Source organism: Frankia sp. CgMI4 (genome assembly GCF_001756285.1).
Lineage (GTDB): Bacteria > Actinomycetota > Actinomycetes > Frankiales > Frankiaceae > Frankia > Frankia casuarinae.
On sequence record NZ_MAQZ01000061.1, the window covers coordinates 15566 to 40204 of the forward strand.

The window sequence follows — 24639 nt, forward strand, 5'->3', positions numbered from 1 at the left end:
AGAGTCGAGGGTCAGTGCCGCGCACTGGAGACATGGCGGCTACCTCATGTCGGATACCTGCCGGGGATGTCGGYGAGCGGTGCKGGTCCGCCGAAGAGGCTGCCCTGGCCAAGGCCGCAGCCGCTGTGCGCGAGGGTGGCGGCCTGCTTCGCGTCAGCGATGCCGGTGCCCAGCAGTGAAATGCCCAGTCCGCGGATGGTGGCGAGGAACGCCGTGCGCAGCGTGCCGTCGTTTTCTTCTTCCCCGGGGGTGCGGCCGTCGGTCAGCGATTCGGTCAGGTGCCGGGTGGCGGCGGCGTCGAGCACGATGATCTGGACGGGAAGCGGCAGAAGGGGATCGAACGAGAGGTCCTCGGCGTCGGGATAGGTGATCGCGAGCCTGATACCTCGTGCGGCCAGTCCGCGCAGCGCCCGCAGGGCAGCCTGATCGGTGTGGTGCGTCGCGCCGGCGACGCGGAGCACGAGAGCATCGGGTGGCAGGTGGTGGACGGTCAGAGCATTGACCACCTCGGTCGTGAACCGGGCGTCAGCGGCATCGAGGATCGAGACGGGGATGTGGAGGGCCACCTCCGGATGGCCYGTGCTTCGGTATCGGCCGAGGTCACGGCAGGCCCGGTCGAGCAGGATGTGCTCCAGTGCGGGGGCCAGCCCGGTCTGCTGGGCGGTGAGGGTGAGACGGTGGTGGGGAACGGATCGGGAGGACGGGTCGTCCCACCGAAGCGCCGCCTCGACACCGACGGTCCGACCGGTGTGGAGCTCGATGATCGGCTGATAGCTGACGTTGAGGGTACCGCCGCCATCCTCGCCGCGTACGGCGTGGGTGAGGCTGGTGCGCAGGGCGTCCTCGGCGCTGGCGGGGCACAGCTCCGGCCGGTACACCACCAGGGTGCCCTTACCCCGCCGTTTTGCGGCGTACATGGCGGAGTCCGCCTGTTTCAGCACGCTTTCYGCGGTGGCCTGAGTGCCGGGGTCGACAACGACCAGCCCAATGCTGGCCTGGGTTGTATGAACCGTTCCGGCGAGTACCAAGGGTACGCGGAGTGTTTCCAGGATCCGCCGCCCGATGGACTCGGGGTCGACGCAGYCGCCTTCCAGCAGGACCGCGAACTCGTCGCCGCTGATGCGGGCAACCGTGTCGGTGCTACGGGCGCAACTCGTCAGCCGACCCGCGGTTRCGCGAAGCAGGTCGTCGCCGGCCGCGTGCCCGAATCTGTCGTTGACGCTCTTGAAGTCGTCGAGGTCGCAGAACAGTAGTGCAAGCTGCGTGTCGTCCTGCGTATTGTCGTGGAGGCGCCGGGCAAGTCCGCGTTGCAGTCGGGCCGTCAACAGCGTGCGGTTCGCCAGGTCGGTCAGCGGATCGTGCAGGGCCTGGTGGTGCAGCTGTCGTTCGCGGGTGTAGCGGTGGGYGTTGTCCAGGCACAGCGCCGCGCGGGCGGCCAACTCCTCGGCCAGGGCCAGGTCGTCGTCCTCGTAGGGCTCTGGTTGCCGGGAGCGGCAGAAACTGGCCACCCCGAACATCACGTCGCGGGCGCACAGGGGGACGGTGATGAGCGAGTGGATCCCCTGCGCGAGGAGTTGCTCGACGCGTTCGGGGTCCTGGGCCTGCCAACCGGGAGCCGCGTGCAGGTCGGCCTCGAGCACCGCTCGCCCGCTGGCCAGGCACCGAGCCTGCGGCGTGGAGGRCAGGAAGCTGATCTGGTGACCGGCCGGGTAGAGAGCGAGGCCTTCCTGGATGCCGTGCAGGGCGGCGCGGCGCAGCAGTGCGGTCGGACGCAGCGAGTCCTCGCCCCGCAGAACAGACTCCGACAGGTCCACCGTGACGACGTCGGCGAGTTCGGGCACGGCTGCCTGGGCCAGTTCCTCGGCGGTCCGAGTCACGTCGAGGGTGGTCCCGATGTGCATACTGGCCTCGTACAGCAGGGTGAGGCGTCGCCGTGCCGCCACCGCGAGACGGCCGATTCCCTGTTCCCCGATCGCCAGCAGTGACGCGCCGATGGCGGGCTGCCGGCTGGCCGGGTACGCACTGGCCACGGGTGTGCTGGCCGGGCGGGTGGCGTCGGGTGCACCCGCCGGCAGTCGCGGCGTCGGCCTGGGCGCGCTGAGCGCGGCATACGGCAGGAAAAGCCCCGGCGCCGACGGGGCACCGGCGTCGGCCCCCCGCGGCTGGCTGTTGAGGTGTCCTGCCACAGCCGCGGCGCTGGTCATGAGGCGACGGGGCGGCCCGAAGGGAAGGACGACCTCGACGGCCAGCCCGGCCACTGCGGAGTGCGTCCGTACCTCCCTGCACACCAGCGTGGCAGTCTGACCGTGCGGCAGGGATACCTCGATGGCGGTCGGCCGGCCCGCTGCGATCAGTTCAGCGGCCTTCTCCTGCAAAACCAGCCGAGTATCGTGCTTGATCTCGATGCCGGACCCGGCATCGAGATCAAGCGGAAACTGTGCGCCGCCAGCCGGTATCCGCATCCGGTGTTTGGCCTGCCGGTACGCCAGGAGCAAGGCGCGTTCCCGCTCGCTCGCCTGTTCCAGCAGGCGATGTTCGATAGCGCGGCCAGCCTCCCCCACCATGGCTTCCGCCGACGGATTCGCCTCGGCGAGCCTGCAAATGAGGCTGAACACGCCTTCGATACGCCCGCTGAGGGGGTCGCGGACGGGAGCGGATATGCACGCGTCCGGTTGGTAGAGGTCAGCAAAGTGCTCGGCGCCCGAGACGCGGGCGGGGCGCCTTTCCACGAGGGCGAGGGCTACGGCGCTGGTGCCGACCAGGTGCTCGGCGACGCAGAACCCAGGGTGTAGGCCGAAGGATGCCTCACCGACCCGGTGCGCCAGTATTCTTGCCTGGTCGTCGGTGAGACACACGCACACCCAGGTCCCGGCGATCATGGATGCCAGTCGGTCGAGTACCGGGTCGGCCGCGCGGACCAGGCGCGTGTCCAGATCAAGATCCGGATCATAGACGGGGGAGCACCGGTCCGGGCTCACGTTCAGTACCTGGCTGCGCCACCACGAACCCAAAATCGCGTTTTGTGGTCCTTCCGCTACCAGGTCCCCCGTCAGGAATCGTTCCCGCAGGTGAGCGCTGTTACGCTGCGCAAGGTCATCCCAGATGTCCACGATGATTTCACCTCCCTCCTCGGGAGCCCAGAGGTTTCCGCGTCACCCTCCTGGCCTGCGCGCACATTCCACACCATCAAATCTACTACACCATTGTGGGCCTGCTGTCGCCTACGGAATGCTCCGATCTGCGAGCGACGCCCGAGATGAGACCGGTATAAGCACGTATGCGATGCTGGCGACGCTACCGGTGGAGCGGGACGGCATAGTCGATCATGTCGTTGTGATCATGCGGCCGGCATTCTGTTCGCGCGGCGGCRCGGCACGGTCCGAGCACRCTCGACCTGCCGCGGCGGCTCAGAATGCCGCGCGAGCTCMGACCGCGGGGGCGTCGACGTCCACGATCTCCTTACCCAGCGGCAGCAGCGAGACCGGGATCAGTTTGAAGTTCGCCAACCCGAGCGGGATACCGATGATGGTGAGGCAGAGTGCCAGGCCGGTGGTGAGATGTCCCAGTGCCAACCACCAACCGGCCAGCAGGATCCACAGCACGTTTCCGACCAGGGACGCCCCGCCGGCGCCGGGTCGGTCGACAATGCGCCGTCCAAACGGCCACAGGGTGAAGTTCGCCATCCGCAGGGCGGCGATCCCGAAGGGAATCGTGACGATGAGAATGAAGCACACAAGCGCCGCGAGGGCATAGCCGACGGCAAGCMAGAAACCACCGAATACCAACCAGATGACGTTGAGYACGAGGCGCATGAGCTGACCCGCTCTCTCCCGATCCGACACCGGGATCGTGGTGAACGCCGATGGCAAGCCTGCCGGAAGCATCAGCGCCACTGTCGATCGGCCGCCACTCGTCGATCGGCACCGACTTTATCGTACCAATCCAGCCCAGGTCGTCCGAACACGACCGTCCGAACACGGTCAGGTACACCACGATGACACACCGTCAGGTACACCACGATGATCTGCCCCGGGGACGCCATCGCAAACGGAGTGGATGCCACGCGGCCCGGCACGTTCCGGCCCTGCTCGCTACTGTCATGACAGCAGTCCATGCCGGCCGGTCGCGACCGACCGGCCGCGGCCGCACGAACGCAGGTGACGTACGCCGCCGCCTGGCGCAGGCAGCTTCCCGGCCACGGTCGTCGGTATCCAGGAGGTGAGCCGGTTCGGGTAGCCCAACCGGCTCCCGCCCGCCGTGGACACGAGGTGTCGCCCCGGTTACCTCTCTCGAGAGCGGAAGTGATGCGCGGATGACCGATATGCAGGCATTCGACCACGTAATCGATCTTGTCGGAAACACGCCGCTGGTCCGGATCACACCGACGATCGAGACGACGCCGACGCCGGTGCTGGCAAAGCTGGAGTACCTTAATCCCGGTGGATCGGTGAAAGACCGGGTAGCGCTGACCATGGTCTCCGCCGCCGAGGAGGCCGGACTGCTTCCGCCTGGTGGGACCATCATCGAACCTACCAGCGGAAACACCGGTGTCGGCTTGGCCCTGGTGGCGGCCCGGCGGGGCTATCGCTGCGTGTTCACCATGCCCGACAAGATCAGCGAAGAGAAACGAGCCGTCCTGCGCGCCTACGGCGCCGAGGTCGTCATCTGCCCGACAGCAGTGGCACCCGACGACCCCCGCTCCTACTACTCGGTGGCCCGCCGGCTCGTCCGCGAGACTCCCGGTGGTTGGAGCCCGGATCAGTATTCCAACCCGAACAATCCCGCTGCGCACTACGCTACGACCGGGCCGGAGATCTGGCAGGCCACGAACGGTCGCGTCACCCATTTCGTCGCCGGCATCGGGACCGGCGGGACGATCAGTGGAGTCGGCCGTTACCTCAAGGAGGCGTCCGGCGGAACCGTGCAGATCGTGGGCGCGGATCCGGAGGGTTCGGTCTACTCCGGTGGCAGCGGCCGGCCCTACCTCGTCGAAGGCGTCGGGGAGGACATCTGGCCGACGACCTACGACAAGACGGTCGTCGACCGGGTGGAGGCGGTCAGCGACCGCGACTCGTTCCTGATGACGCGCGAGCTGGCCAGGAAATGCGGGCTGCTGGTGGGCGGATCAGGCGGGCTCGCGGTGGTAGTCGCCCTCCGGGTCGCTCGCGAGCTCGGCCCGRACGACGCCGTTGTGGTCCTGCTTCCGGACTCCGGCCGCGGATACCTGTCGAAGATCTTCAACGACGAATGGATGTACGAGTACGGCTTTCTGGAGCCGCCGTCGAACGAGCCGACCGTCTCGGACGTCCTGCGGAACAAGGCCGAACAGACCAGTGGTCCCCCCGATCTGGTGCATGTCCACCCGGCCGAGACAGTCGGTGCCGCCATCTCCTACCTGCGCGAGTACAACGTGTCGCAGATGCCGGTGGTGCGGCACGAACCGCCCCTGCGGGCGGCGGAGGTCGCGGGTTCCGTCATCGAGCGGCATCTGCTCGCGGCGGTCTTCRCCGACCGGTCCGCCATCGACGCTCCGGTCGCCGATCATCTGTCGCCGTCGCTTCCGATGGTGGGTACCGGCGAGCCACTGGCCCGGATCGTCGCGGTGCTCGGGGACGAACCCGCGGTGCTGGTACACGACGAGGGTAATCCCGTCGGCATCCTTACCCGTGCCGACCTGCTGAGTTTCCTGGCCGTCCGCTAGATCGGCACCGATCATCGAGAACGCCCTAGCGTGGCGTCATGCATATGGAGCAGCCCGCTGAGGGATTCGAGACCATCGCGATCCATGCCGGCCAGGAGCCCGATCCCGTCACGGGAGCGGTGGTGACGCCGATCCACCAGTCCTCGACGTTCGCCCAGGATGGCGTGGGTGGGCTTCGGAGCGGTTACGAGTACAGTCGTTCGGCGAATCCGACCCGTACCGCGCTGGAGACCTGCCTCGCCGCACTGGAACGCGGGACGGTCGGCCTCGCTTTCTCCTCCGGCATGGCGGCGGCRGACGCCCTGCTGCGAACCGTCTGCCGGCCCGGAGACCACGTCATCATCCCGGCGGACGCCTATGGCGGCACCTACCGGCTCATCGCCCGGGTGCTCGCCGACTGGGGCGTCGACCACACCAGCATCGATCTCACCGACCTCGATGCGGTGCGAGTCGCGATCCGTCCGGGCACCACGCGACTGGTGTGGTGCGAAACCCCGACCAATCCCATGCTGTCCATCGCCGACATCGTCGCTCTCTCGTCGCTGGCGCATGACGCGGGGGCGCTGCTGACGGTCGACAACACGTTCGCTTCGCCCTACCTGCAGCAGCCACTGACCCTGGGGGCGGACGCGGTGGTGCATTCCACGACGAAGTATCTCGGTGGCCACAGCGATGTCGTCGGCGGCGCGCTCGTGGTCGGCGATCCGGACCTGGGCGCCCGGCTACGGTTCCTGCAGAACGCGGCCGGCGCCGTCGCCGGCCCCTTCGACAGCTGGCTGGTACTGCGCGGTGTCAAGACGCTCCCCGTTCGGATGGACCGGCACTGCGACAACGCTCGGCGTATCGCGGCCGAGCTCGCCACGCACCCCGCTGTCGGGGCCGTCCGCTACCCGGGTTCGACCGGCCATGYGGGTCACGACATCGCCGCGAAGCAAATGCGCGACTTCGGGGGAATGGTCTCGTTCACCCTTCGGGCCGGCCCCCAGGCGGCCGTGGCGGCATGTGGCCGGACCAGGCTGTTCACTCTCGCCGAGTCGTTGGGTGGGGTGGAATCCCTGATCGAACATCCGGCGAGCATGACCCATGCCTCGGTGGAGGGCTCGCCGCTCGCGGTACCCGCGGACCTCGTTCGGCTCTCGGTCGGGATCGAATCAGTGGACGACCTCGTCGCCGATCTGCACCAGGCGCTGCGCGGGCTTTCCGACGGATCCGCGTAGCCCGGCCCCGGTTTCGGGAGTGGTGGCTTCTGGCGCACGCGTCCGGTACGGAAGGGCGAACCAGCGAAAAAAGTCCAAACCTTAACCCGCGGCGGCGACATAGCGCCCCGTACCCGGTTACCGTGACCTTACTGTGTCGAGACCCTCGGGCGGAGAACAGCAATGGTTGCGCGTGCGCATACGCCGGACATGTGCCCAGTCCGCCAGGTCGCGATCGTCAGGAGTACCACATGGACGCATCGACGGACCGCCGAACGATCCTTACCACGAGCGCGCTACTCGGTGTCCTCGGAGCCGCCGAGGCGGTCGACATGACATCCTCGGCGATGGACAGCCGCGCAGCGCTACACCAGGTCGAGGCCGGTCTGGAGTCCCTCGCCCGCCGCTGGGAGACCACCGCGCCGGCCGACTTGGTCGAGCGCCTCGCGACGCTGGAGCACCATGCGCGGACGATCGGCCGATGGCGGTTGGGCTCAGCCCTGCGCCGGGACTGGATACGAGCGCATGGCCGGATTCTTCTCATGACCTCCGTGGCACAGGGTGACAACGGCATGGCCAGGCCGGCCACAGTCTCGGCGCGGGCGGYGCTCGTCCTCGCGAAACATGTAGGAGACGCGACGACCGCCGCCCACGCCGGAGYCGTGTTGGCTGAACTCGCCGCTTATTCCTTCCAGAGCACCCGCGACGGGTTGGCGCTGGCGCGGGCGGCCCAGGCCACGGCACCACACGCGCACACCGCGGTCCTGGCGATGACCACCGAGGCGCACATCATGGCCGCGTGCCACCTGCCTACCGACGATATCGTCGCCGTGCTGCGCTCAGCGGGATCGGTCGCGGCAAAGCTCCCGGCAGGTGCGGTGGGTTACAGCCTGGACGGTATCCATCCTGGGTATCTGCCGACATTCGGCGGTGCGGCACTCGTYGCCGCCGGCGCATTGGACGAGGGAAATGAGCGGCTGAGCGAGGCAGCCGAACTGTTCGACCGTTCCCGGGCGTCCGGTGCTCTCGCCGCCGTCCGCCTTTACCAGGCATCCGCGGCGATGCGCGCACGCGAGCTGGACAAGGCCGAGATCCTCGCGACCAGAGCGCTCGCCGCATCCGCCGTGCGGCCGAGCAGCTGGCTGTCGAACGGAATCCTCTTTCTCGCCGAACGCGCCCGCAGCCAGGGCGCGGACTGGTCCGGACTCGTCATCCAGGCCCAGGAGTGGTCCCCGCTCTGATCGCGTCGTTGACGTCCGGGGGCGGTCACGACGTCATCTGCCGGCACGCCCCCGGCGCCGGGGCCTTCCACCGGGATACCGGCGCACGGCGCCCGATCAGCCATGCCAGCCCTGGCCACAACAGCCCTGGCCACAACACCGCCGGCCGTGAGGACCCCGGCCGTGAGGACGCGGCGTCGAGCCCAGGGACGCACACCGGCGCGGAGTCCATGCAGCAGCAGCAGGCCAGCAACAACCATAATCAGAACAACCAACGGCGACAAGATGTTGGAATAATGCAGTTCATTCGACGGGTTAAGATTTACGGATTTCTGTAGGGCAGTGTTCGAGGCGATCGGCAGCGGCGGCGGTGTCGCCTGAGCGAGAACGGGATAAGGAATAGGCACGGCGGTACATTATCGGGTAGGCGACAATGCGAACCGGGCCGGTGGAGACAAAAGTGCTTCGGCTCGCCCCTCGGTCGTCGCCTTGGTCGCGGCCAGCCGCGCCGGTCCCACACCGGCGGGTTGAAACGCCGGACCCGCTCAGGGATCCGCGCACATCGCGGCATCAGCCTGTTGCTTGGAGCCGAACAGATCGGGAATCACCACAATCGGTCCGGGAGCCGTCGCCGGGCCGCAGTCGTCGCCCCGGCCGTCCGCCCTGCCGCCCCCCGTCGGACCGGCCTGTGCGGGCGGTCCGGGATCGACCGACCCGCCCGCGGGCGCGGGGAGCAGTCCGCCGGACGGCCGCGCTTCCGACGGGTTCGACGACGGACGCGGCGCGGTCCGGCGGCTGGGCACCGAAGGGAGCAGTCTCCTGTCCCCCGGATCGGGTCCGAAGGCATCCGCCCGATCCGATGCGACGGGTGGAACCAATGACACCCGCCGCCCGCCGTCGGCCGACGGCGGGCGCGTGGGCGAAGACGGGGGCCGTGATTCGACGAAAGGTGCGGTCGGGCCCCCGGCGGAATCCGGATCGCCTGAAGGGGCGACGAGGCGTGGCAACGTCCGTGCTCCGTCCGTTCCCGGGACGCCGGGAACGGGGTGGACGGGGTCGGGGTAGGTGGACCGGGTGGGGAAGGACGATCGGCTCTGCTCGCGGCGGCCCGCCCACCGGTCGTCGTCCCGATCGTCATCAGTCCTGGCCCGGACGAGCCGATCGGACGACGGTCGATCGGCCTGGATCAGCACGTCGCCCGGGGTGGGCCCGCCGGGCGCGGCGAGCCCGAAGGCGATGACCGCGACCGTGAATCCAGCCGCCGCGACCGCGCCGCTTCGCCGCCGGTCCAGAATTCCGGCCCAGCCGACCCGCCCACGCAGGATGCCTGTGACACCGATCAGCATCACCATCACCGCAAGCAGAGCGATGATCATCGCAACCGCCGCCATCGGGGCCCCCAGGTCTCAGCATCAGCACGAGAACCCGAACCGTAACTCACTGAAAGTAACGAGACGAATACCAGAACGTCGTGTCGCCCTCCGTGTACCCGGAAAAGCGCGGCAGCCGACAACCTCGAGCGAGAACGATCATCCGTCCGCCGGCCCGGCGGCGACAGCCGGCCGGGCCGAGCCGACCGGCTGCCCGGTCGCCCTGGGCGAGCCCTCGTTCGTGCGCGGCGGAGCGGACGGCGACCCCGCCCCGCTCGCCGACGGTCCACTCGCCGGCCTAGAGACGGACCGATCCCCCGGTTCCCTCGGTTGCCGCGATGCCCCCGCGCCACGACCCGTATCACTCGATCCAGGTGATCCGGGTGAGGGGCGACCGCCGTCGCGTGGTGTCGGGGCCGCGCTCTCGGCTCCTCGGTCGGACCCGGCATGTCGGTCGGACCCGGCATGGTCGCGCCCGGCATGGTCGCGCCCGTCGGACTTCTGACCGGCGGTTCCGCGACCGCCAGCGGTTCCCCGGTCGTCCCCGGCGGTTCCCCGGTCGTCCCCGGCGGTTCCCCGGTCGTCCCCGGCGGTTCCCCGGTCGTCCCCGGCGGTTCCCCGGTCGTCCGGGCGGGTGTCGGGCCGACCATGCGCCGGCGGCGGGGTTCCCGTCGGCCGGGTTCCCGGCGGCGACGTCCCCGCCGGCGACGTCCCCGGCGAGGACGTAGCAGACGGCAGCGTCGGYGCCGGCGACGTCTCCACCGGCAACGTCCCTAGCTGCAACGTCCCCGACGACCGGCTGTCCGCGGGCGACGCCCACGGCGGCCAGGTGTCCCATGTGGGAGGACGCGACTGCTGGGGTCCGCCGCGGTCATCGGACGGCGCCGGACGACGTGCGGCCCTGTCCGCAGCCAGGTCCCGATCCGCGTCGGTGTCCGCGGGCAACGTGGACCCGGGCTCGACGGACGTCGCGGATAGCACTGAAAGTGGCGATGCTGGCGTGGACGGTGATGGGGGAGTCGGTGCGGGCAGGACAGCCTGGCTCACGGGCAGGTCCGGATCGTTGCCGTCGCCGACCCCGACTCCTCGGGATGCGAGCAGCCCGAAAGCGACGAGCGCCGCGGATCCCGCACCGGCAACCGCGCCGGCCGTACGGCGGTTGGGGATCCACGCCCATTCCGCGCGTCCCCGCACCAGGCCGAGCGCGCCCGCGATCAATATCAGCCCGGCGACAGCCAAGCAGAAGAACACCATGGAACCCTCCAGGGCGCAGTCAGTCTCCACCCTAGGGGCACATCCCCCACCCGATGGCGCAGCATTGATTACGGAGAGTTTCTAGTACCTATCCGCCAAGGTCAGGAAACACCGAGCGAATCATCTCAGGCGCCCATCGGTGGAATTCTGCCGAGAATATTTGGCACATCAGCGGCATCGGGCAGGGTACCGAAGGCCAGTCCCCCCTCACCGGCGACTCTCGTGGCRCAGAACGCGTCKGCCACGGCGCTCGGGGYGTAGCGCACCAGCAAGGAGCCCTGMAGGACGACGGCAAGTCGCTCAACGATGCGCCGGGCGGCGAACTCCGCGTCCTTGGACCGGTCCAGGACAGCGCGCAACCGGGCCCAGGCCGCGTCCAGCCTGCGGTCCGCGCCACGCGCCGCGTCGATCTCCGTGGCGAAGGCGGCGAAGCTGGCCGGTTCCCGGGTGAGCGCGCGCAGCACGTCGAGCGCGTTGACGTTGCCCGAGCCCTCCCAGATGCCGTTCAGCGGCGCCTCGCGGTAGAGCCTCGGCATCCCGGACTCCTCCACGTAGCCGTTGCCCCCCAGGCATTCGAGCGCCTCGGCGGCCAGCGCCGGGGAACGCTTGCACACCCAGTACTTCGCGACGGCGATCGCCAACCGTCCGAACGCCTGTTCCTGACGATCGCCACGGGCCGCCCGGTCGACCGCGCCCGCCACCCGGAGCACCAGGGTCGTCGCGGCCTCGGACTCCAGGGCGAGATCGGCGAGCACATTGCGCATCAACGGAGCATCGATGAGCGGTCTCCCGAACGCGCGTCGGTGACGCACGTGGTGGGCTGCCGCCATGACGGCCGCACGCATCCCCGCCGCCGAGCCGAGGCTGGAGTCGAGCCGGGTCATCGCCACCATCTCGATGATGGCCCGGACCCCTGCGCCCTCCTCGCCGACCAGCCAACCGACCGTGTCGTCGAACTCCGGCTCGCCGCTGGCGTTACTGCGATTACCGAGCTTGTCCTTCAGCCGCGCGATGCGAAAGGTGTTGCGGACGCCGTCCGGAAGCACCCGTGGCACCCAGAAGCAGGACAGGCCACCGGGGGCCTGGGCCAAGACCAGGAAGACGTCGTTCATCGGGGCGCTGGTGAACCACTTGTGCCCCCGCAGCCGATAGGTCCCGTCGCCCGCCGGYGTCGCCGTCGTCGTGTTGGCACGGACGTCCGAGCCACCCTGCTTCTCCGTCATGCCCATGCCCGCCAGCAGGCCGGCCTTGCCCTCGGGTGGGCGCAGACCCGGATCGTAGACGCGGCTGGTCAGCAACGGTTCGTAGCGGGCGGCGAGCTCCGGGGCGGCGCGCAGCGCCGGCACCACGGCGTAGGTCATCGACACCGGGCACAGATGGCCCTGCTCGACGGTGCCCCAGACCAGGATGTCCGCGGCGCGGGCGACATGGGCGCCGGGACGCGGGTCGGCCCACGGCGCCCCGGCCAAGCCCTCCCGTACCGCGACCTCCATCAGGGCATGCCAGGAGGGATGGAAGTCCACCTCGTCAACGCGAAACCCGTAACGATCATGAGTGCGCAGTTGCGGCGGGAACCTGTTCGCCTCGTCGGCCTGGCGGGCGGCCTCCTCGCTGCCGGCCAACCGACCGAGTCGGTGCAGATCGTCCATATGCCAGCCGGCCCCCTCCCGCGCGAGGGCCGCCAGCAGCGCCGGRTCGGCCGCCGCATCGTGCCCCACGAGGGGCGGAGGCTGGTTCGTCACCTCATGGGTCCGGGACGAACACGTCCCGGGAACCGCCGTTGTCCGGTTGACGGTGGTCGGCGAGATCACCGGCCCTCCTCTCGGCCGGGCCGCACATCGGCCTCGACAGTGCCGCACATCGGCCTCGACAGTGCCGCACATCGGCCTCGGCCGGGCCGCACATCGACAGTGCCGCACATGAGCCGAGCCGCGTCCGAGCACGGCCCGTCGRCACTGGTATGAAGCGTGCCACTCCTGGCCGCGTCGGACCAGTCGCATCGCGCRCTCTCGCCGGATCCACGGGCCGTGTACCCGGCGGGGCCGTGCGGATCACGGCCGCGCCGAAGAGGATCCGCTCCCGCGGCGAAGGCCCACGGCGGACCAGAAAAGATCCCTGCCGCCGGCCCCGAACAGGTGGGCTGTTCCCGGCCGGCGTCCGGCTATTGCGCCCAAAGATTTTTACACATTCGGCATCCAACGCCGGGACGATGTCGTCGCGCCCTGACGTCCGGGCACTAGGCCGGATCGAGAACCAGGTAAATCGACCGGTGGCCACGTCCGGGCGAAGAAATCCGCACGCTCCGGCCCACCCGAGGCGCGGTGAATCTCCGGACCGCCGTCCGGGCTAGAATGCCGTTTCCCGTTAAGCCAGCCACCGGCGGAACGGATCGGAAGCAGCCGACACACTGCTCGACCAAGCCGCCCCGCGCCCTCGCCGACGCCTCGACGAGGAGCCGGCGGGCAGGCAGGGACGGTCACGCGCTCTTATTCACCCGGCGGTCCCRCTGCCACGAAGCCCCGCCGGCTCGAGCAACGCACGYGGTGAGCAGATGATCATCTTCCGCGATACTCGATCGGGCTAGACCGGCCGGGTGTTACGGAGAGTATTGGATAACGCCGAAGGGAACGAGAAGCATGCGGGGACCGGTCGCGGGCGGTACCAACATCACAGCTCCCCAGCTCCAACCAACAGCACCCAGTGCTATACATAGCGTTATACGCAGTAACCCGTAGTCGAGTTGATGCCGCCCATCGACCGACCATCCAAGCCTTAAAGTATTCAGAGCGACACCTCTAGTAGTCRAATCATTCTCGCTCGGCAATCTCCTCCATCCCGCGAACGCGCCGGGTCACCCAGCCCAATACGCCGGTCCGTGTCGGCACAAGCGGTGGAGTTCTGTCACGGGCGGCGGCCGGTGAAACTCGTGGCACAGATACTCGTATGCTCACCCACTACCGGGATGATTCGACGGCACGGAAAACAGAAAGTCTTCACTCACGGTAAGATCCGTCGAGTCCGGGCACGGTTGTCGGACGGGGCATATAGATGATCAGAGGTGGCCGAATCGGTGGGCGGCAAGCGCCCGGGCGAGTCACGGCCGCAATCAGAACCTCGGCGGCCCGGGCCGGATCGCGACTCCGGCGGCGATTCATCCACCCRCTGATCGTCGGACTACYCACGGTTGCGGTCCTCGGTACCATGGCAATCTGGACGGGCTCCGATCTGCTGAGCCGGGAGAAGATCGACCGCCTCAACGAACGTTCCCAGCTGGTCAAGCGGCTCGCGCAGTGGGCGGCGATCGTCKATAACCCGGCGGCGATGCAGTCCGCGACCGATCGGACGCCCTTCCAGCCCGGTGACCCCCTGGGAAACGAAGCCCTGCTCCCGCAGCTCCAGATCGCTCACTCCGGCGATGTCATCCGGGTGGTTGCGCTGCTCGACACCGCGGGCCATACCACGGCCTCCTATCCACGGGGGAACTCCATAGTCCCCGCCGACCTGGGGCAGGCCTGGTCCGCTGCCTGGTCCGGGGTTCCCGCGGTGTCCCCCGTCTTCGCCCTCCACGATGGCCGCGTCAGAGCAACGGTGGTTCCCGTCGGCCGTCCGCGGCCCTGGGCCGTCCTGGTCGCCGTGTCCACCGAAGAGTCCAACCTCCAGTTCACCAACTGGATCACGGCCCTGCTCGGGGTCGGCCGGGGCAGCATGTCGACGGTCGGCCCGGACGGGGTACCGATCGCATCCACCGAGCCGGGCATGCTGGGTCGGCAGGTCCTCTCGACCGCCGATCTCTCCCGCTCCCACGCCCAGCGTGGTGGTGCGCGGATCTGGGAGACGACCGAGAACGGCAGGAGGATCACGAACATCACGGCGGTGCAGCCGACGACGGGGTACCTGACCTACTTCCGGCAGGCCACGGACTCGCTGAACGCCGACCTCCGGGCCCGACGGAACCAACGGAATCTGACGTTGCTGGCCTTCGCGCTGACGTCGGTCCTGAGCATCGTCTTCGTCGGCCTGCTGCGAGAGACGGCGGCTCGGCGCTCCCGGGCCGGGCTGTGCGCGTTGTTCGCGGCGGCCCATGACATCGTGCTGACAACCGACCTCACTGGACGACTCACGTTCATCAGYCCCGCGATCGTCCCGTTACTCGACCATTCCCAGGAAACCTGGCTCGGGCGCAAGGTCGCGGATCTGGTGCACCCGGACGACGCCCACCGGCTCGTACGATTGATCGAGAACCCCGCTGCCGGGTCCCTGCTCAACATTCGGATGACGGCGGCGAACGGCACATCCCGGTGGTTCGACGTCGCGACCCGCCACCTGTCCACCCGGGATGGATCCGGCGAAGTGCTGATCACCTGCCATGCGGTCGGTAAACGGAAGCAGTTGTTGGACCAGCTCGGCTATCAGGCGCGCCATGACGTACTCACCGGACTGTGTAACCGGACCGCCTTCGAGGAGCAGCTAGAGGATGCCCTCGCCGCGGCTGGGGGCGTCGCGGTCCTGTTCATCGACCTCGACAGCTTCAAGCCGGTCAACGACACCTTCGGCCACGCGGCCGGCGACCGGGTGCTGCAGGTCATCAGTGGACGGATCCGAACACTGCTGGGCCCCGACGATGTCGCCGGGAGATTCGGCGGCGACGAGTTCGGGGTCCTGCTGCTGCGCGCGAACGAAATCGCCGCTCGCACCATGGCCGGTCGGGTCATCCGCGCGGTACGGGAACCGATCCTCGTCGACGGCTACGAGGTCTGCGTCGCCGCAAGCGTCGGAGTAGCGCTGGCCGTCAGCCGGCCCAGCCATTCCGGGCGGCTGCTGCGCGCGGCCGACGAGGCCATGTACAAGGCCAAGCAGGCTGGTCCGGGACGATATGCCATGGCGGACCCCCCAGCGGCCGAGACCACCACGCTCAAGGCGCCCGCACCGTCCGCGTCTGTGCTCCTCGCCACCGACCGGATCATGCCGCGATCCCCGGTCACCCGACCGCGCTCGATGTCCTTCCCAGCCTTGCCCAGATCCCCAGGCCCGCCCAGATCCCCAGGCGCATCCGGATCGTCACCCGCGGGCCGGACCGGGCATCCGCTGTCTCCTCGACGCTGGCGGACAACCGTGCGCGAGCAGCTGGGGCGAGCCATCCCACTGCTCGTGCTGGGGACCGTCATCCTGGCCGCCACGGCGGTCACCCTGGAGATCGAGAATGCCAACCGGCGGCGAGACGAGGCCCAACACACCGCCGAGACCCACTCCCTCGTCCTCCGTCTGGCCGAGTATGTCGCGGACCTGGGTCAACCCGTGCGCCTGATCGACCCGATCTCCAGACTTCCCTGGTCGCTGACCGAACCCGCTGTCGACCAGCGGGTGCTGGCGTCGGTCTCCCGATCGGCGCTCGCGGGCCCCGACACCGTTCTGGCACTGGTCGATCTCGACGGCAGGCCGACGGCGGTCCAACCCACCGGCGCAACGATCCCGTTCCCCCCACGGGACCGGATCTGGGCTCTCGCCCGCACCAGCGGAATCAACATCCCTGTTTTCCACCTGGGCGATCGGGTTCGGGCGTACAGCATCGTGCCGATCGTGCGGGACGGACGCAGCGCCGCGTTTCTGGTCATGGGTAGACCGGGAGCCGGGATGCCGGGAGCCGAGATGGTCCGCGTTTTTGGCGGCGGGGGTACCGGGACGAGCGGCACCGGAGAGGACACCCGGATCGTCATCGTCGACGAGGCCGGGCRCATCGCCCTGTCCGACGATCCGTCCGCGGTCGGGATCGCCCTGATTGACGGCACGGAGCTGCGGTCAATCAAGCCAGGCCAGAGCCGGCAGGTGACGGTGCGCAACGGCGGCGGTCACGTCGCCGTCGCCGCCGCGATCCCCGGCCATCCCACGTGGGGATACCTCATCCTGCAACAGAACGGCCCGCTGCCGCGCGACCCGCGAGACAACCATGCCGTCGGCGATCTGCTGCTGCTCGGCATTGTGACCGTCACGTTCTCAGGCCTGACAAAAATGATCTTCCGGGGAGAGCAGGCGGTCCGGCGCGACCGGGCGCGGCTGCAGACCCTGCTGCACGAGTCGCACGACATCATCGTCAACCTGGACCGTGCGGGCCGGCCGACCTTCATCAGTTCGGCGGTCGAAAGCCTGCTCGGCTACCCGGTCAAGGCCATGATCGGGCTGCCGCTCATCGACCTGGTCCATCCCGAGGACCAGGCTGCGACGCGGGCCTTCCTCGCGGACCGGCAGCGTGGTGGACCGGGGTCCCTGCTGGACGTCCGCATGCAGACGGTTAACGGCGACCATCGCTGGTTCGACATCGAGGCCGGCGCCTGGCGGCCCGCGTCCGGGCCGGGCTGCTTCGACGGTGGTGTCCTGCTCACCTGCCACGAGATCAGCGAACGTCGTCAGTTGCAGGAGCAGCTACGGAAACGTGCCACCCACGACCCGTTGACCGGCCTGCCGAACAGGGCGGCGCTTACCGAATTCCTCGATCAACTGGCTCGGGAGCAGACTCCGTTCGCGGTTCTACTCATCGATCTGGATGACTTCAAACCGATCAACGACACGTTCGGTCACCAGGTGGGCGACGATGTGCTGTGCACGGTCGCCACTCGGTTGGCCGACGTCCTCGCCCCGGGCCCGTCGGTGGCCAGCGCGGGACCGGTCGAGCCGATCGGTCCCGCGCTGATAGATCCCGAGACGATCGATCCCGAGATGATCGATCCCGAGATGATCGGTCCCGAGATGATCGGTCCCGAGATGATCGGTCCCGAGATGATCCGACCGGAAGCACATGCTGGGCAGGCGTTCCGACTCGGCGGTGACGAGTTCGTCATTGTGCTGCCCGGGGCCGACCCCCTGACGATGCGCCAGACCGAGCAGCGGGTGCGCGAGTTCGTCGARRCACCCCTCACCGTGGCCGGCAACACCCTTGTGGTCAAAGCAACGATCGGCCTGGCGTCCTCGCAGGCCGTCGGGGGCGCCGGCTCGCACAGTCCCGAGAGCGTGGTCCRGCACGCCGATACGGACATGTACGAGGCGAAGACGAGCGCCCGGGCCCGACGCTCCATCTCCCCCGCGGCGCGATGACCTCCGCTCTCCCGAGGCCCTCGGTCGCCCTGTCGACGTGCGCGGGATTGTCGCGCTTCACAGCCGGTGAGGTCGAAGTAACCGACACGTCGTCAGTACCCCCCGACCCACAGATCACATGTTCCGGAACACGTTTGCCGGCAGCCTGGTAGGGCCAGCCGCCGGGACCTGCAAGGATGGCGGCGCGAGAAGCCCGGATCGCTCGCCGGCCCGGGATGGGATCCATGATCAGGCGCGAGCCGCCTTATCGTGAAGGAGCACTCTATGTCCGTATTGGACCGTTTCCGATTGGACGGTCGGGTCGCCGTCGTCACCGGGGCGTCCTCTGGTCTCGGGGTGGACTTCGCCCGGGGCCTGGCCGAGGCCGGCGCGGACGTGGCCCTGGGCGCCCGCCGGGTCGACCGGCTCACCGCCACCGCCGAGTTCGTGGAGAAGGAGGGCCGCCGCGCCCTGCCCGTCGCCACCGACGTCACCGACCCCGCCTCCTGCGAACACCTTGTCGCCGCCGCGATGGAGACCTTCGGCCGGGTCGACATCCTGGTCAACAACGCCGGGATCGGCACCGCCGTCCCCGCGCTCAAGGAGACCCCGCAACAGTTCCGCTCCGTCATCGACGTCAACCTGGGCGGCTGCTACTGGATGGCGCAGGCGACGGCGCGGGTCATGCGACCCGGCAGCAGCATCGTTAACATCTCCAGCGTTCTCGGTCTGACGACCGCCGGCCTGCCGCAGGCGGCCTACGCGGCGAGCAAGGCCGCACTCGTCGGCCTCACCCGCGATCTGGCCCAGCAATGGACCGGCCGACGCGGCATCCGGGTGAACGCGCTGGCGCCGGGTTTCTTCCACTCTGAGATGACCGACGCGTACCAGCCCGAGTACCTCGAGACCCAGTTGCCGAGGGTCCTCGGCGGACGCTTCGGTGAACCGGAGGAACTGACCGCGGCGCTGCTCTTCCTGGCCTCCGACGCCGGCAGTTTCGTCACCGGGCAGACCCTTGCCGTCGACGGCGGTTTCACCATCACCTGAGCCCTCCGTCCATATCGTCCGACTCGCCAGAAACGCCCGCCGATCAGGTCTCGAGCGGCATGAGTTCGGCGGCGAAGGCGTCGAAGAAATCCGGCCATCCGCCGGGTGTCGTGACCGGATGAACGACGAACTTACTCATCCCGGCGGCAAGATATTCGGCGATCAACGAACGCGCCGCGTCCCACCCGACCGGGAGGAGTCGCTCGGGGTCGACCTGCGGGTAGCGCCGCCGCAATGCGGCAAACGTCTCCGCGGGCGGCGTGGAGATGGCGATCCGCAGGAGATCAGACCCGGCGGCCGTCGATGCCGGGCACCGTCGCCAGCTCGTGGCGCAGCTCGGCCACCACCTCGGCGACCAGCGGTTCCCGCAGGACGCCGCGGTGGTCCCCGCCGATCCGGCGGATCGCGGCGGGCCCGGTCAGGACGCCCCGCCAGGCCTCGATCTCGTCGTGGTCGTCGGCGAGCCAGACCGTCGTCCGGCCATCGTAGGTGCGGGGGCGGTAGGTCATCGTCAGAATGCGCCCCTGGTTGTAGAAGACGTCGTACTGGTGCATCCCCCGGAAGCGGACCACGCCGGCGAGCGGCAGCTCGACGAGTTGGCGCAGGCGGTCGACCACCACCCGCGGGGTCAGCGTGGGCCCGTCGTCGGCGGCGAGTGGGCCGATCCCCCGACCGGCGTCGGGCGGTGTTGGGGAGTCCGGATGCGCTCCCTCCAACTGACTGGTCGGCACGATCGCCCCGGATCGGGTCAGCCGCGAGGTACCCGGCAGATAGGTGTCGATCAACGCCAGCAGGCCGACCTCGTGGCCCGCCTTCCGGAGGACCTGCGCGGCCTCGAACGCGATCAGTCCGCCGAAGGAGTGCCCGGCCAGCAGGTAGGGACCCGTCGGCTGGAGAAGACGGATCTCCCCCACGTGCCGCCGGGCGGCGGCCGACACCGACCAGTCGGGGACGCCCCGCCGTTCCAGGGCGTGCGCCTGCATCCCGTAGACTCGCCGTTCGCCCGCGAAGTACCGGGCGAACGGGAGCAGACCGATCGCCGGCCCACCAGCCTCCGGGAAGCAGAACAACGGGGTGCCGGAACCGTCGGGCGTCAGCGGCATCACGGTGGGATGCCCGACGGACTCGCTCTGCCGGGCGGCCCACACCTCGGCGAACGCGGCGGGCGTCGGCGCCTGGGCGACCACGGAGCTCGGCAGCCGGACCCCGAACTCGTCGCACAGGGTCGCCACCAGCTCCTGGGCGGTCGCCGCATCACCGCCGAGATCGGTGAAGTCGTCATGCAGACCGACGGTCTCGAGACCGAGGACGCGGGCCCACAGCAGGGCCGCGGCCACCTGGTACGGATCGGCCGCAGACATGCCCGGYAACGACATCACCCCACAGGACTAGGCGAAGAGCACATTGAACACCACCGGTGGAGATCATCGACACGCCGACCAGGCGTTCGTGGGAACCAGTGGTCGCGGCCTGCGGCGCTGCGCCTGGTTCCGCCGGTCGGCCCGCCCCCGGCGGGAGGGCCCGTACCCCGATGGGGTGCCTGCTACCCGCCGGGGGCATTGACGGCTCGGTATCGGGCGCTCACCGTAGACGTGTGGGTGATGTGGGCAGACCGGAACGGATCGTCGAAGACGAGCCGATCAGCTTTCCCGACTCCGAGCCGCTGACCATCCCGGTCCCGGCCGCGCCGGAACCGGACCTGGAACCGGTTCCCGGGTGAGCCTGCTCGGCTGGCGGCAGTGGGCGGTGGACGCGCGCGGCCAGCTACGCCCTGCCTGGACGCCGTGGTCGCCGTTTCCACCCGGGTTGCTGCTCTGGCGCGCCGACGGCATGACCGAGGCACATTGCCTGCGCACCCGCCGGCCGGACCGGGACGTCGAGCCCGGCGAGCCCGGCGCGGGCCACGGACGGGTCCCGGACGAGCACTGCGCCTGCGGCCTGTATGCCTGGCGGGACCCGAGCATCCTGGCCGCCGCCCGCCCGCCCCGCTGGACCTCCCTGCCGTACGTCGTCGGAGTGGTCCGGCTCGGGGGGCGGGTCATCGTCGGTGAACGGGGCTATCGCGCGGAGCGCGGCTATCCCGTCGCCGTGCTTGACCGCGACGGCGTCGTCTCCGACGACTACGCYGTTGCGCGCTATCGCAGCTACGCCGCGTTGGTGGCGGAATGGGCGGATCCGAGCGCCACGCCCCGCGGCCAGGACCGGGCAGCCGGGTAGTACCGCGCGCCGCACCGGAACGGCCCGGACAGCCCAGCACCGGACAGCCCAGCACCGGGAACCGCCGGACCCGCGGGAACGAACGCGGTCCCGGAAAACCGGCGAGGGTTTCCGCAGCCGGCTGAGGAACTCTCCCCCGGCGGGTATCCCTCCCTGTGCCGTGTCGCGGGTGGACCGTCACCCCATACCGCCAAATCATCACGTTATGTAGCTACGGAGGCAATCAGGGCGACTATGGTCGTGAACGCCCCGTACATCCCGTCCGCAGGGGGCGGATCGGGGTCTACGGGCACACGAGGGGGGCCGTCGTGACGCAATCCGAAACCGCTGGGGCCGCCGAAGGCATCTCCGGTCACGGTACCGATCATGCTCCCGGCCACAGTGCACGCCCGGCGCCGGAGATCCGGTCCTGGCGGATCCAGGTTCCTCCGCCGCTGTTGGTCGCGGTGGGATACCTGGCGGTGGCCATCGGCATCTTCCACTCCGCGTGGGGGAATCTCGGGAACGTCTCCTACGGCGGCAACGACGCCATGCTGTTCGCCTGGTTCCTCGGCTGGACGCCGCACGCGCTCGCCGACGGGCTCAACCCGTTCCTGACGCACCACATCAAYGCCCCCGACGGGGCCGACGTCCTGTGGAGCACACCCGTGCTCCTACTGGGCGCGCTGGCCGCACCGATCACGCTGCTGGGCGGCCCCGTGACCACGCTGACGGTGCTGCTGACTCTGGCGCCCGTGATCAGCGGATTCGCCCTGTTCTGGGTGCTGCGCCGATGGGTACGTCCGGGACCGGCGGCGCTGGCGGGCCTGCTGTACGGCTTCGGACCGCACATGATCGGCGCGTCCTACGGTCATCTGCATCTGACCTTCGCGCCGTTCCCGCCGGTTCTCCTGCTGCTCCTCGACGATCTCGTGGTCCGCGGGCGGGGGCCGCGGCGCACCGGCGTCCTGCTCGGCCTGGCGATCATCGCCCAGGCGCTGATCGGCGAGGAGCTGCTCGCCACATCCGCGCTGGCAGCCACGTTCGGCCTTGTGATCCTCGCCGTACGTCATCGCGATCGGATCCGATCGCGGCTACGACCGGCCCTGACCGGCCTCGCCACGGCCGGCGGGGTCGCCGCGGTCGCGCTCGCCTGGCCGCTGGGCACCCAGTTCCTGGGTGCCCAGCGGATCCATGGCTCGATCCAACCCGATGGAATCGCCGTGACGGATCTGCTGACCTTCGTCACGCCGACGCCCATGCAGGCCGTCGCCCCGGACGGCGCGCTGCGCCACAGCCTCGGTTTCACGGGGAACGCGGTCGAGGTCAGCGGTTACCTGGGCGCTCCACTGATCGTTCTGGTCGTCGTGGTCGTCGTCGCGACGGGCGGCGCGCGCCGGCCTCCGCCGGTCGGGGTGTTCGCTCCGCTCGGCGTGGTCATGGCCGTGCTCTCACTCGGTGGTCACCTGCATGTCGACGGCCGGGACACCGGCGTTCCCCTCCCGTGGCTGCCCCTTCAGCACGTGCCGGTACTCGGCAACGTGTTGCCCTCCCGCCTGGCGTTATACGTGATGATGTGYGCGGCCATCGTGGTGGCGACCGGGCTTGACCGGCTGGCGTCGGACCGGACGGTGCCCGCCGATCCGGACCCCGGACGGGAGATCCCCGCTCGGGTCCGGACCAGGACCGTCCGGCTGGGAGCCGGCCTGCTGACACTCGCGGCCCTGGTGGCGCTCGTCCCCGCCCCGATGCTCACCACGTCGATGACGACGCCCGCGTTCTTCACCAGTGACGGGGTGACCCTGATTCCGCAGGGTGCCACCGCACTCGTCGTCCCCTTTCCCCATCCCCAGAACGCCGAGGCCATGCTGTGGCAGGCCAGGGCGAACTTCCGGTTCGTCATCCCCGGCTGCTACTGCACCGTCCCCGGGCCCGATGGCCGGGCGGCGTTCCACAGCCCGCCGGACGCGCTGACGTCCGCCCTCATCGACATCGACAACGGCGCGACGACCGCCGCTGCCATGTCGGGATCGCCGCGGCTGCGGGCGGCCTACAAACGGCTCGCCCCGGACGCCGTCGTGCTGGGACCGGCGCGGCGGACCGCCGAGCTACGCACGCTGCTGCGCGAACTCGTCGGCGCGGCTCCCAGCCGGGTCGGCGGGGTCGACCTGTGGCTCCCAGGCCGGGAAGCCGGACGTTGGCCTCGCCACCGGTGACCCCGTGTCGTCCACCGGACAAGCCCGAAGGCCCGCCGGGAATCGCGCTCCGGAAGAGTTTCCGAGAAGCTGGCAGCGGGGCGCTTTACCACCGCACCCCCGGCTGTGAACCTGCTCTGCCGATTCCTCTACGATTTCCCGCATTCCGCGACCATGGTCGTCAATGATCCACATCCCAGAGCGGAGGATGCGCGGTGTCGACGGACCAACCGGCCGGGTCCCGGCCGGAAAGGCTGACCCGACGGCAACGCCTCACCGTGGTGATCGGTGTGGTTCTCGCCGTCGCCGTCGTCACTTTGCTCATTACCACGTCCGATCGTTCCAGGGCGGCCGCCTGGCCGCCGGCGGGCCGATCCGCCTGCACTTCGGTACAGATCTTCACTGGCAGTGTCGGGTCACCCTACAACCAGTTTGCCCGGGTACTGCGGACCCGGTTRCAAGCCGCCCCGGAACACTTCGACGTGGACGTCGTGGAAACGGCGGGTTCCACGGAGAACATCTATAACCTGGAATCACCCGACAGCCGCGTCTGCGGGTTGGCGATCGCGCAGCTCAACACGACGGTCGACGCGGCGGAGGGGGTCAACCAGTTCGATCCGAACCGCGGTGGCCACCCGGTGGCGGGTCTGCGCACCATCGGACCCGTCCATCAGGACCTGCTGCACGTGATCGTGCGCGACCCCACCAGCAGGTCGGATGACGTCGACATCACCCGCTTCGCCGATCTCTGCCACCGACCCATCGCCGCCGGCCGGTCGGGATCGGGGGTCCGGCAGATCAGCGAGGTGCTCCTGCGGGTGGYCCTGTCCGAGGACTGCCGCGGCGAACTGGACGAATCCTCCATCGACGAGGCCCTGCGCCGCCTGTCCGCCGGGAAGGTGGACGCGGTGGTCTGGGCGGGCGGAGCCGGAACCCGGCAGATCAAGAACGCCATCGCCGGTGGCGCCAGGCTGCGCCTGCTCGACCTGTCCAGCTACCAGGACGGCATCACCGCCGACTGGGACCAGTTCTACCGGTCCCGCGGGCACTTCTTCGCCGGGCCGGTCTTCGGCACCGGAAGCCTCGGACCCGACGACTACCGGGGGATCTCGCCGGTCCGGACCGTCACGATCCCCAACGGCCTGCTCGCCCATGCGGACGCCGATCCGGTGCTGGTCAGGCGGGCGACCGCCGAACTGTTCCGGGATCCGCAGGACTACGCGAAGGAGCTGTGGGGCGACAACCCCGGGGGACGGACGGTCCCGGACGCGCTGTCCGTCTACGAGGGGCCACTTTTCTGCTATATACCGCTGCATCGGGCCGCCGCGGAATACTACGTTCAGAGATTCCGACGGCCACCGGGCTGTGGTGCGACGTGACAGCGCCACCAACGTG

General features: G+C 69.4%; 14 protein-coding genes. 8 read left to right on the top strand and 6 right to left on the bottom strand.

What is annotated here, in order from left to right:
* Window positions 1–44 precede the first annotated feature (44 nt).
* Together Manayef4_RS09140 and Manayef4_RS09145 are read right to left on the bottom strand one after the other, a co-directional pair.
* Window positions 45–3110: a diguanylate cyclase gene (locus Manayef4_RS09140; protein ID WP_070131308.1), complete on the bottom strand. Its 3066-nt coding sequence runs from the start codon at window positions 3108–3110 to the stop codon at window positions 45–47.
* A gap of 297 nt (window positions 3111–3407) precedes the next feature.
* Entirely contained in the window at window positions 3408–3812 is a 405-nt protein-coding gene (locus Manayef4_RS09145; RefSeq protein ID WP_070131348.1) for a YccF domain-containing protein, read from the bottom strand.
* A 509-nt stretch (window positions 3813–4321) separates the two neighbouring features.
* Between Manayef4_RS09145 and Manayef4_RS09150 the strand changes: the two genes are divergently transcribed.
* The 3 genes from Manayef4_RS09150 to Manayef4_RS09160 all read left to right on the top strand — a co-directional run bounded on the left by Manayef4_RS09150 (window position 4322) and on the right by Manayef4_RS09160 (window position 8138).
* A complete protein-coding gene (locus Manayef4_RS09150) occupies window positions 4322–5701 on the top strand; it encodes a cystathionine beta-synthase (protein ID WP_070131349.1) in 1380 nt (459 codons plus the stop codon).
* 38 nt (window positions 5702–5739) lie between these two features.
* Window positions 5740–6918 (top strand): cystathionine gamma-synthase, encoded by a 1179-nt coding sequence (locus Manayef4_RS09155; RefSeq protein ID WP_070131309.1) that lies wholly within the window; start codon window positions 5740–5742, stop codon window positions 6916–6918.
* 230 nt (window positions 6919–7148) lie between these two features.
* The gene (locus Manayef4_RS09160) at window positions 7149–8138 is read left to right on the top strand and encodes a hypothetical protein (protein ID WP_070131310.1); all 990 of its coding nucleotides are present in this window, start codon (window positions 7149–7151) and stop codon (window positions 8136–8138) included.
* Between the two features lie 524 nt (window positions 8139–8662).
* On the opposite strand, the gene Manayef4_RS24105 is transcribed toward Manayef4_RS09160, so the two are convergent.
* Together Manayef4_RS24105 and Manayef4_RS09170 are read right to left on the bottom strand one after the other, a co-directional pair.
* Window positions 8663–9508, bottom strand: a complete 846-nt coding sequence (locus Manayef4_RS24105; RefSeq protein WP_023840846.1) for a hypothetical protein — start codon at window positions 9506–9508, stop codon at window positions 8663–8665.
* Window positions 9509–10866: 1358 nt separating this feature from the next.
* Entirely contained in the window at window positions 10867–12552 is a 1686-nt protein-coding gene (locus Manayef4_RS09170) for an isovaleryl-CoA dehydrogenase (protein WP_070131311.1), read from the bottom strand.
* A gap of 1390 nt (window positions 12553–13942) precedes the next feature.
* Between Manayef4_RS09170 and Manayef4_RS09175 the strand changes: the two genes are divergently transcribed.
* Both Manayef4_RS09175 and Manayef4_RS09180 read left to right on the top strand, forming a co-directional pair.
* The gene (locus Manayef4_RS09175) at window positions 13943–17827 is read left to right on the top strand and encodes a diguanylate cyclase (RefSeq protein ID WP_254665549.1); all 3885 of its coding nucleotides are present in this window, start codon (window positions 13943–13945) and stop codon (window positions 17825–17827) included.
* Window positions 17828–18091: 264 nt separating this feature from the next.
* Window positions 18092–18853 (top strand): glucose 1-dehydrogenase, encoded by a 762-nt coding sequence (locus tag Manayef4_RS09180; protein WP_011434832.1) that lies wholly within the window; start codon window positions 18092–18094, stop codon window positions 18851–18853.
* A 43-nt stretch (window positions 18854–18896) separates the two neighbouring features.
* Here Manayef4_RS09180 and Manayef4_RS09185 read toward each other — a convergent pair whose 3' ends face one another.
* Window positions 18897–19088: a hypothetical protein gene (locus Manayef4_RS09185; RefSeq protein ID WP_011434831.1), complete on the bottom strand. Its 192-nt coding sequence runs from the start codon at window positions 19086–19088 to the stop codon at window positions 18897–18899.
* Window positions 19089–19137: 49 nt separating this feature from the next.
* Entirely contained in the window at window positions 19138–20214 is a 1077-nt protein-coding gene (locus tag Manayef4_RS09190) for a non-ribosomal peptide synthetase (RefSeq protein ID WP_108913197.1), read from the bottom strand.
* Between the two features lie 355 nt (window positions 20215–20569).
* On the opposite strand from Manayef4_RS09190, the gene Manayef4_RS09195 reads away from it, so the two are divergent.
* The 3 genes from Manayef4_RS09195 (at window position 20570) to Manayef4_RS09205 (ending at window position 24623) form a co-directional block, all read left to right on the top strand.
* Window positions 20570–21070, top strand: a complete 501-nt coding sequence (locus tag Manayef4_RS09195; protein ID WP_011434828.1) for a hypothetical protein — start codon at window positions 20570–20572, stop codon at window positions 21068–21070.
* A 308-nt stretch (window positions 21071–21378) separates the two neighbouring features.
* Window positions 21379–23265 (top strand): hypothetical protein, encoded by a 1887-nt coding sequence (locus Manayef4_RS09200; protein WP_023840851.1) that lies wholly within the window; start codon window positions 21379–21381, stop codon window positions 23263–23265.
* Window positions 23266–23459: 194 nt separating this feature from the next.
* Window positions 23460–24623: a TAXI family TRAP transporter solute-binding subunit gene (locus Manayef4_RS09205; RefSeq protein WP_070131313.1), complete on the top strand. Its 1164-nt coding sequence runs from the start codon at window positions 23460–23462 to the stop codon at window positions 24621–24623.
* Window positions 24624–24639: the final 16 nt, after the last annotated feature.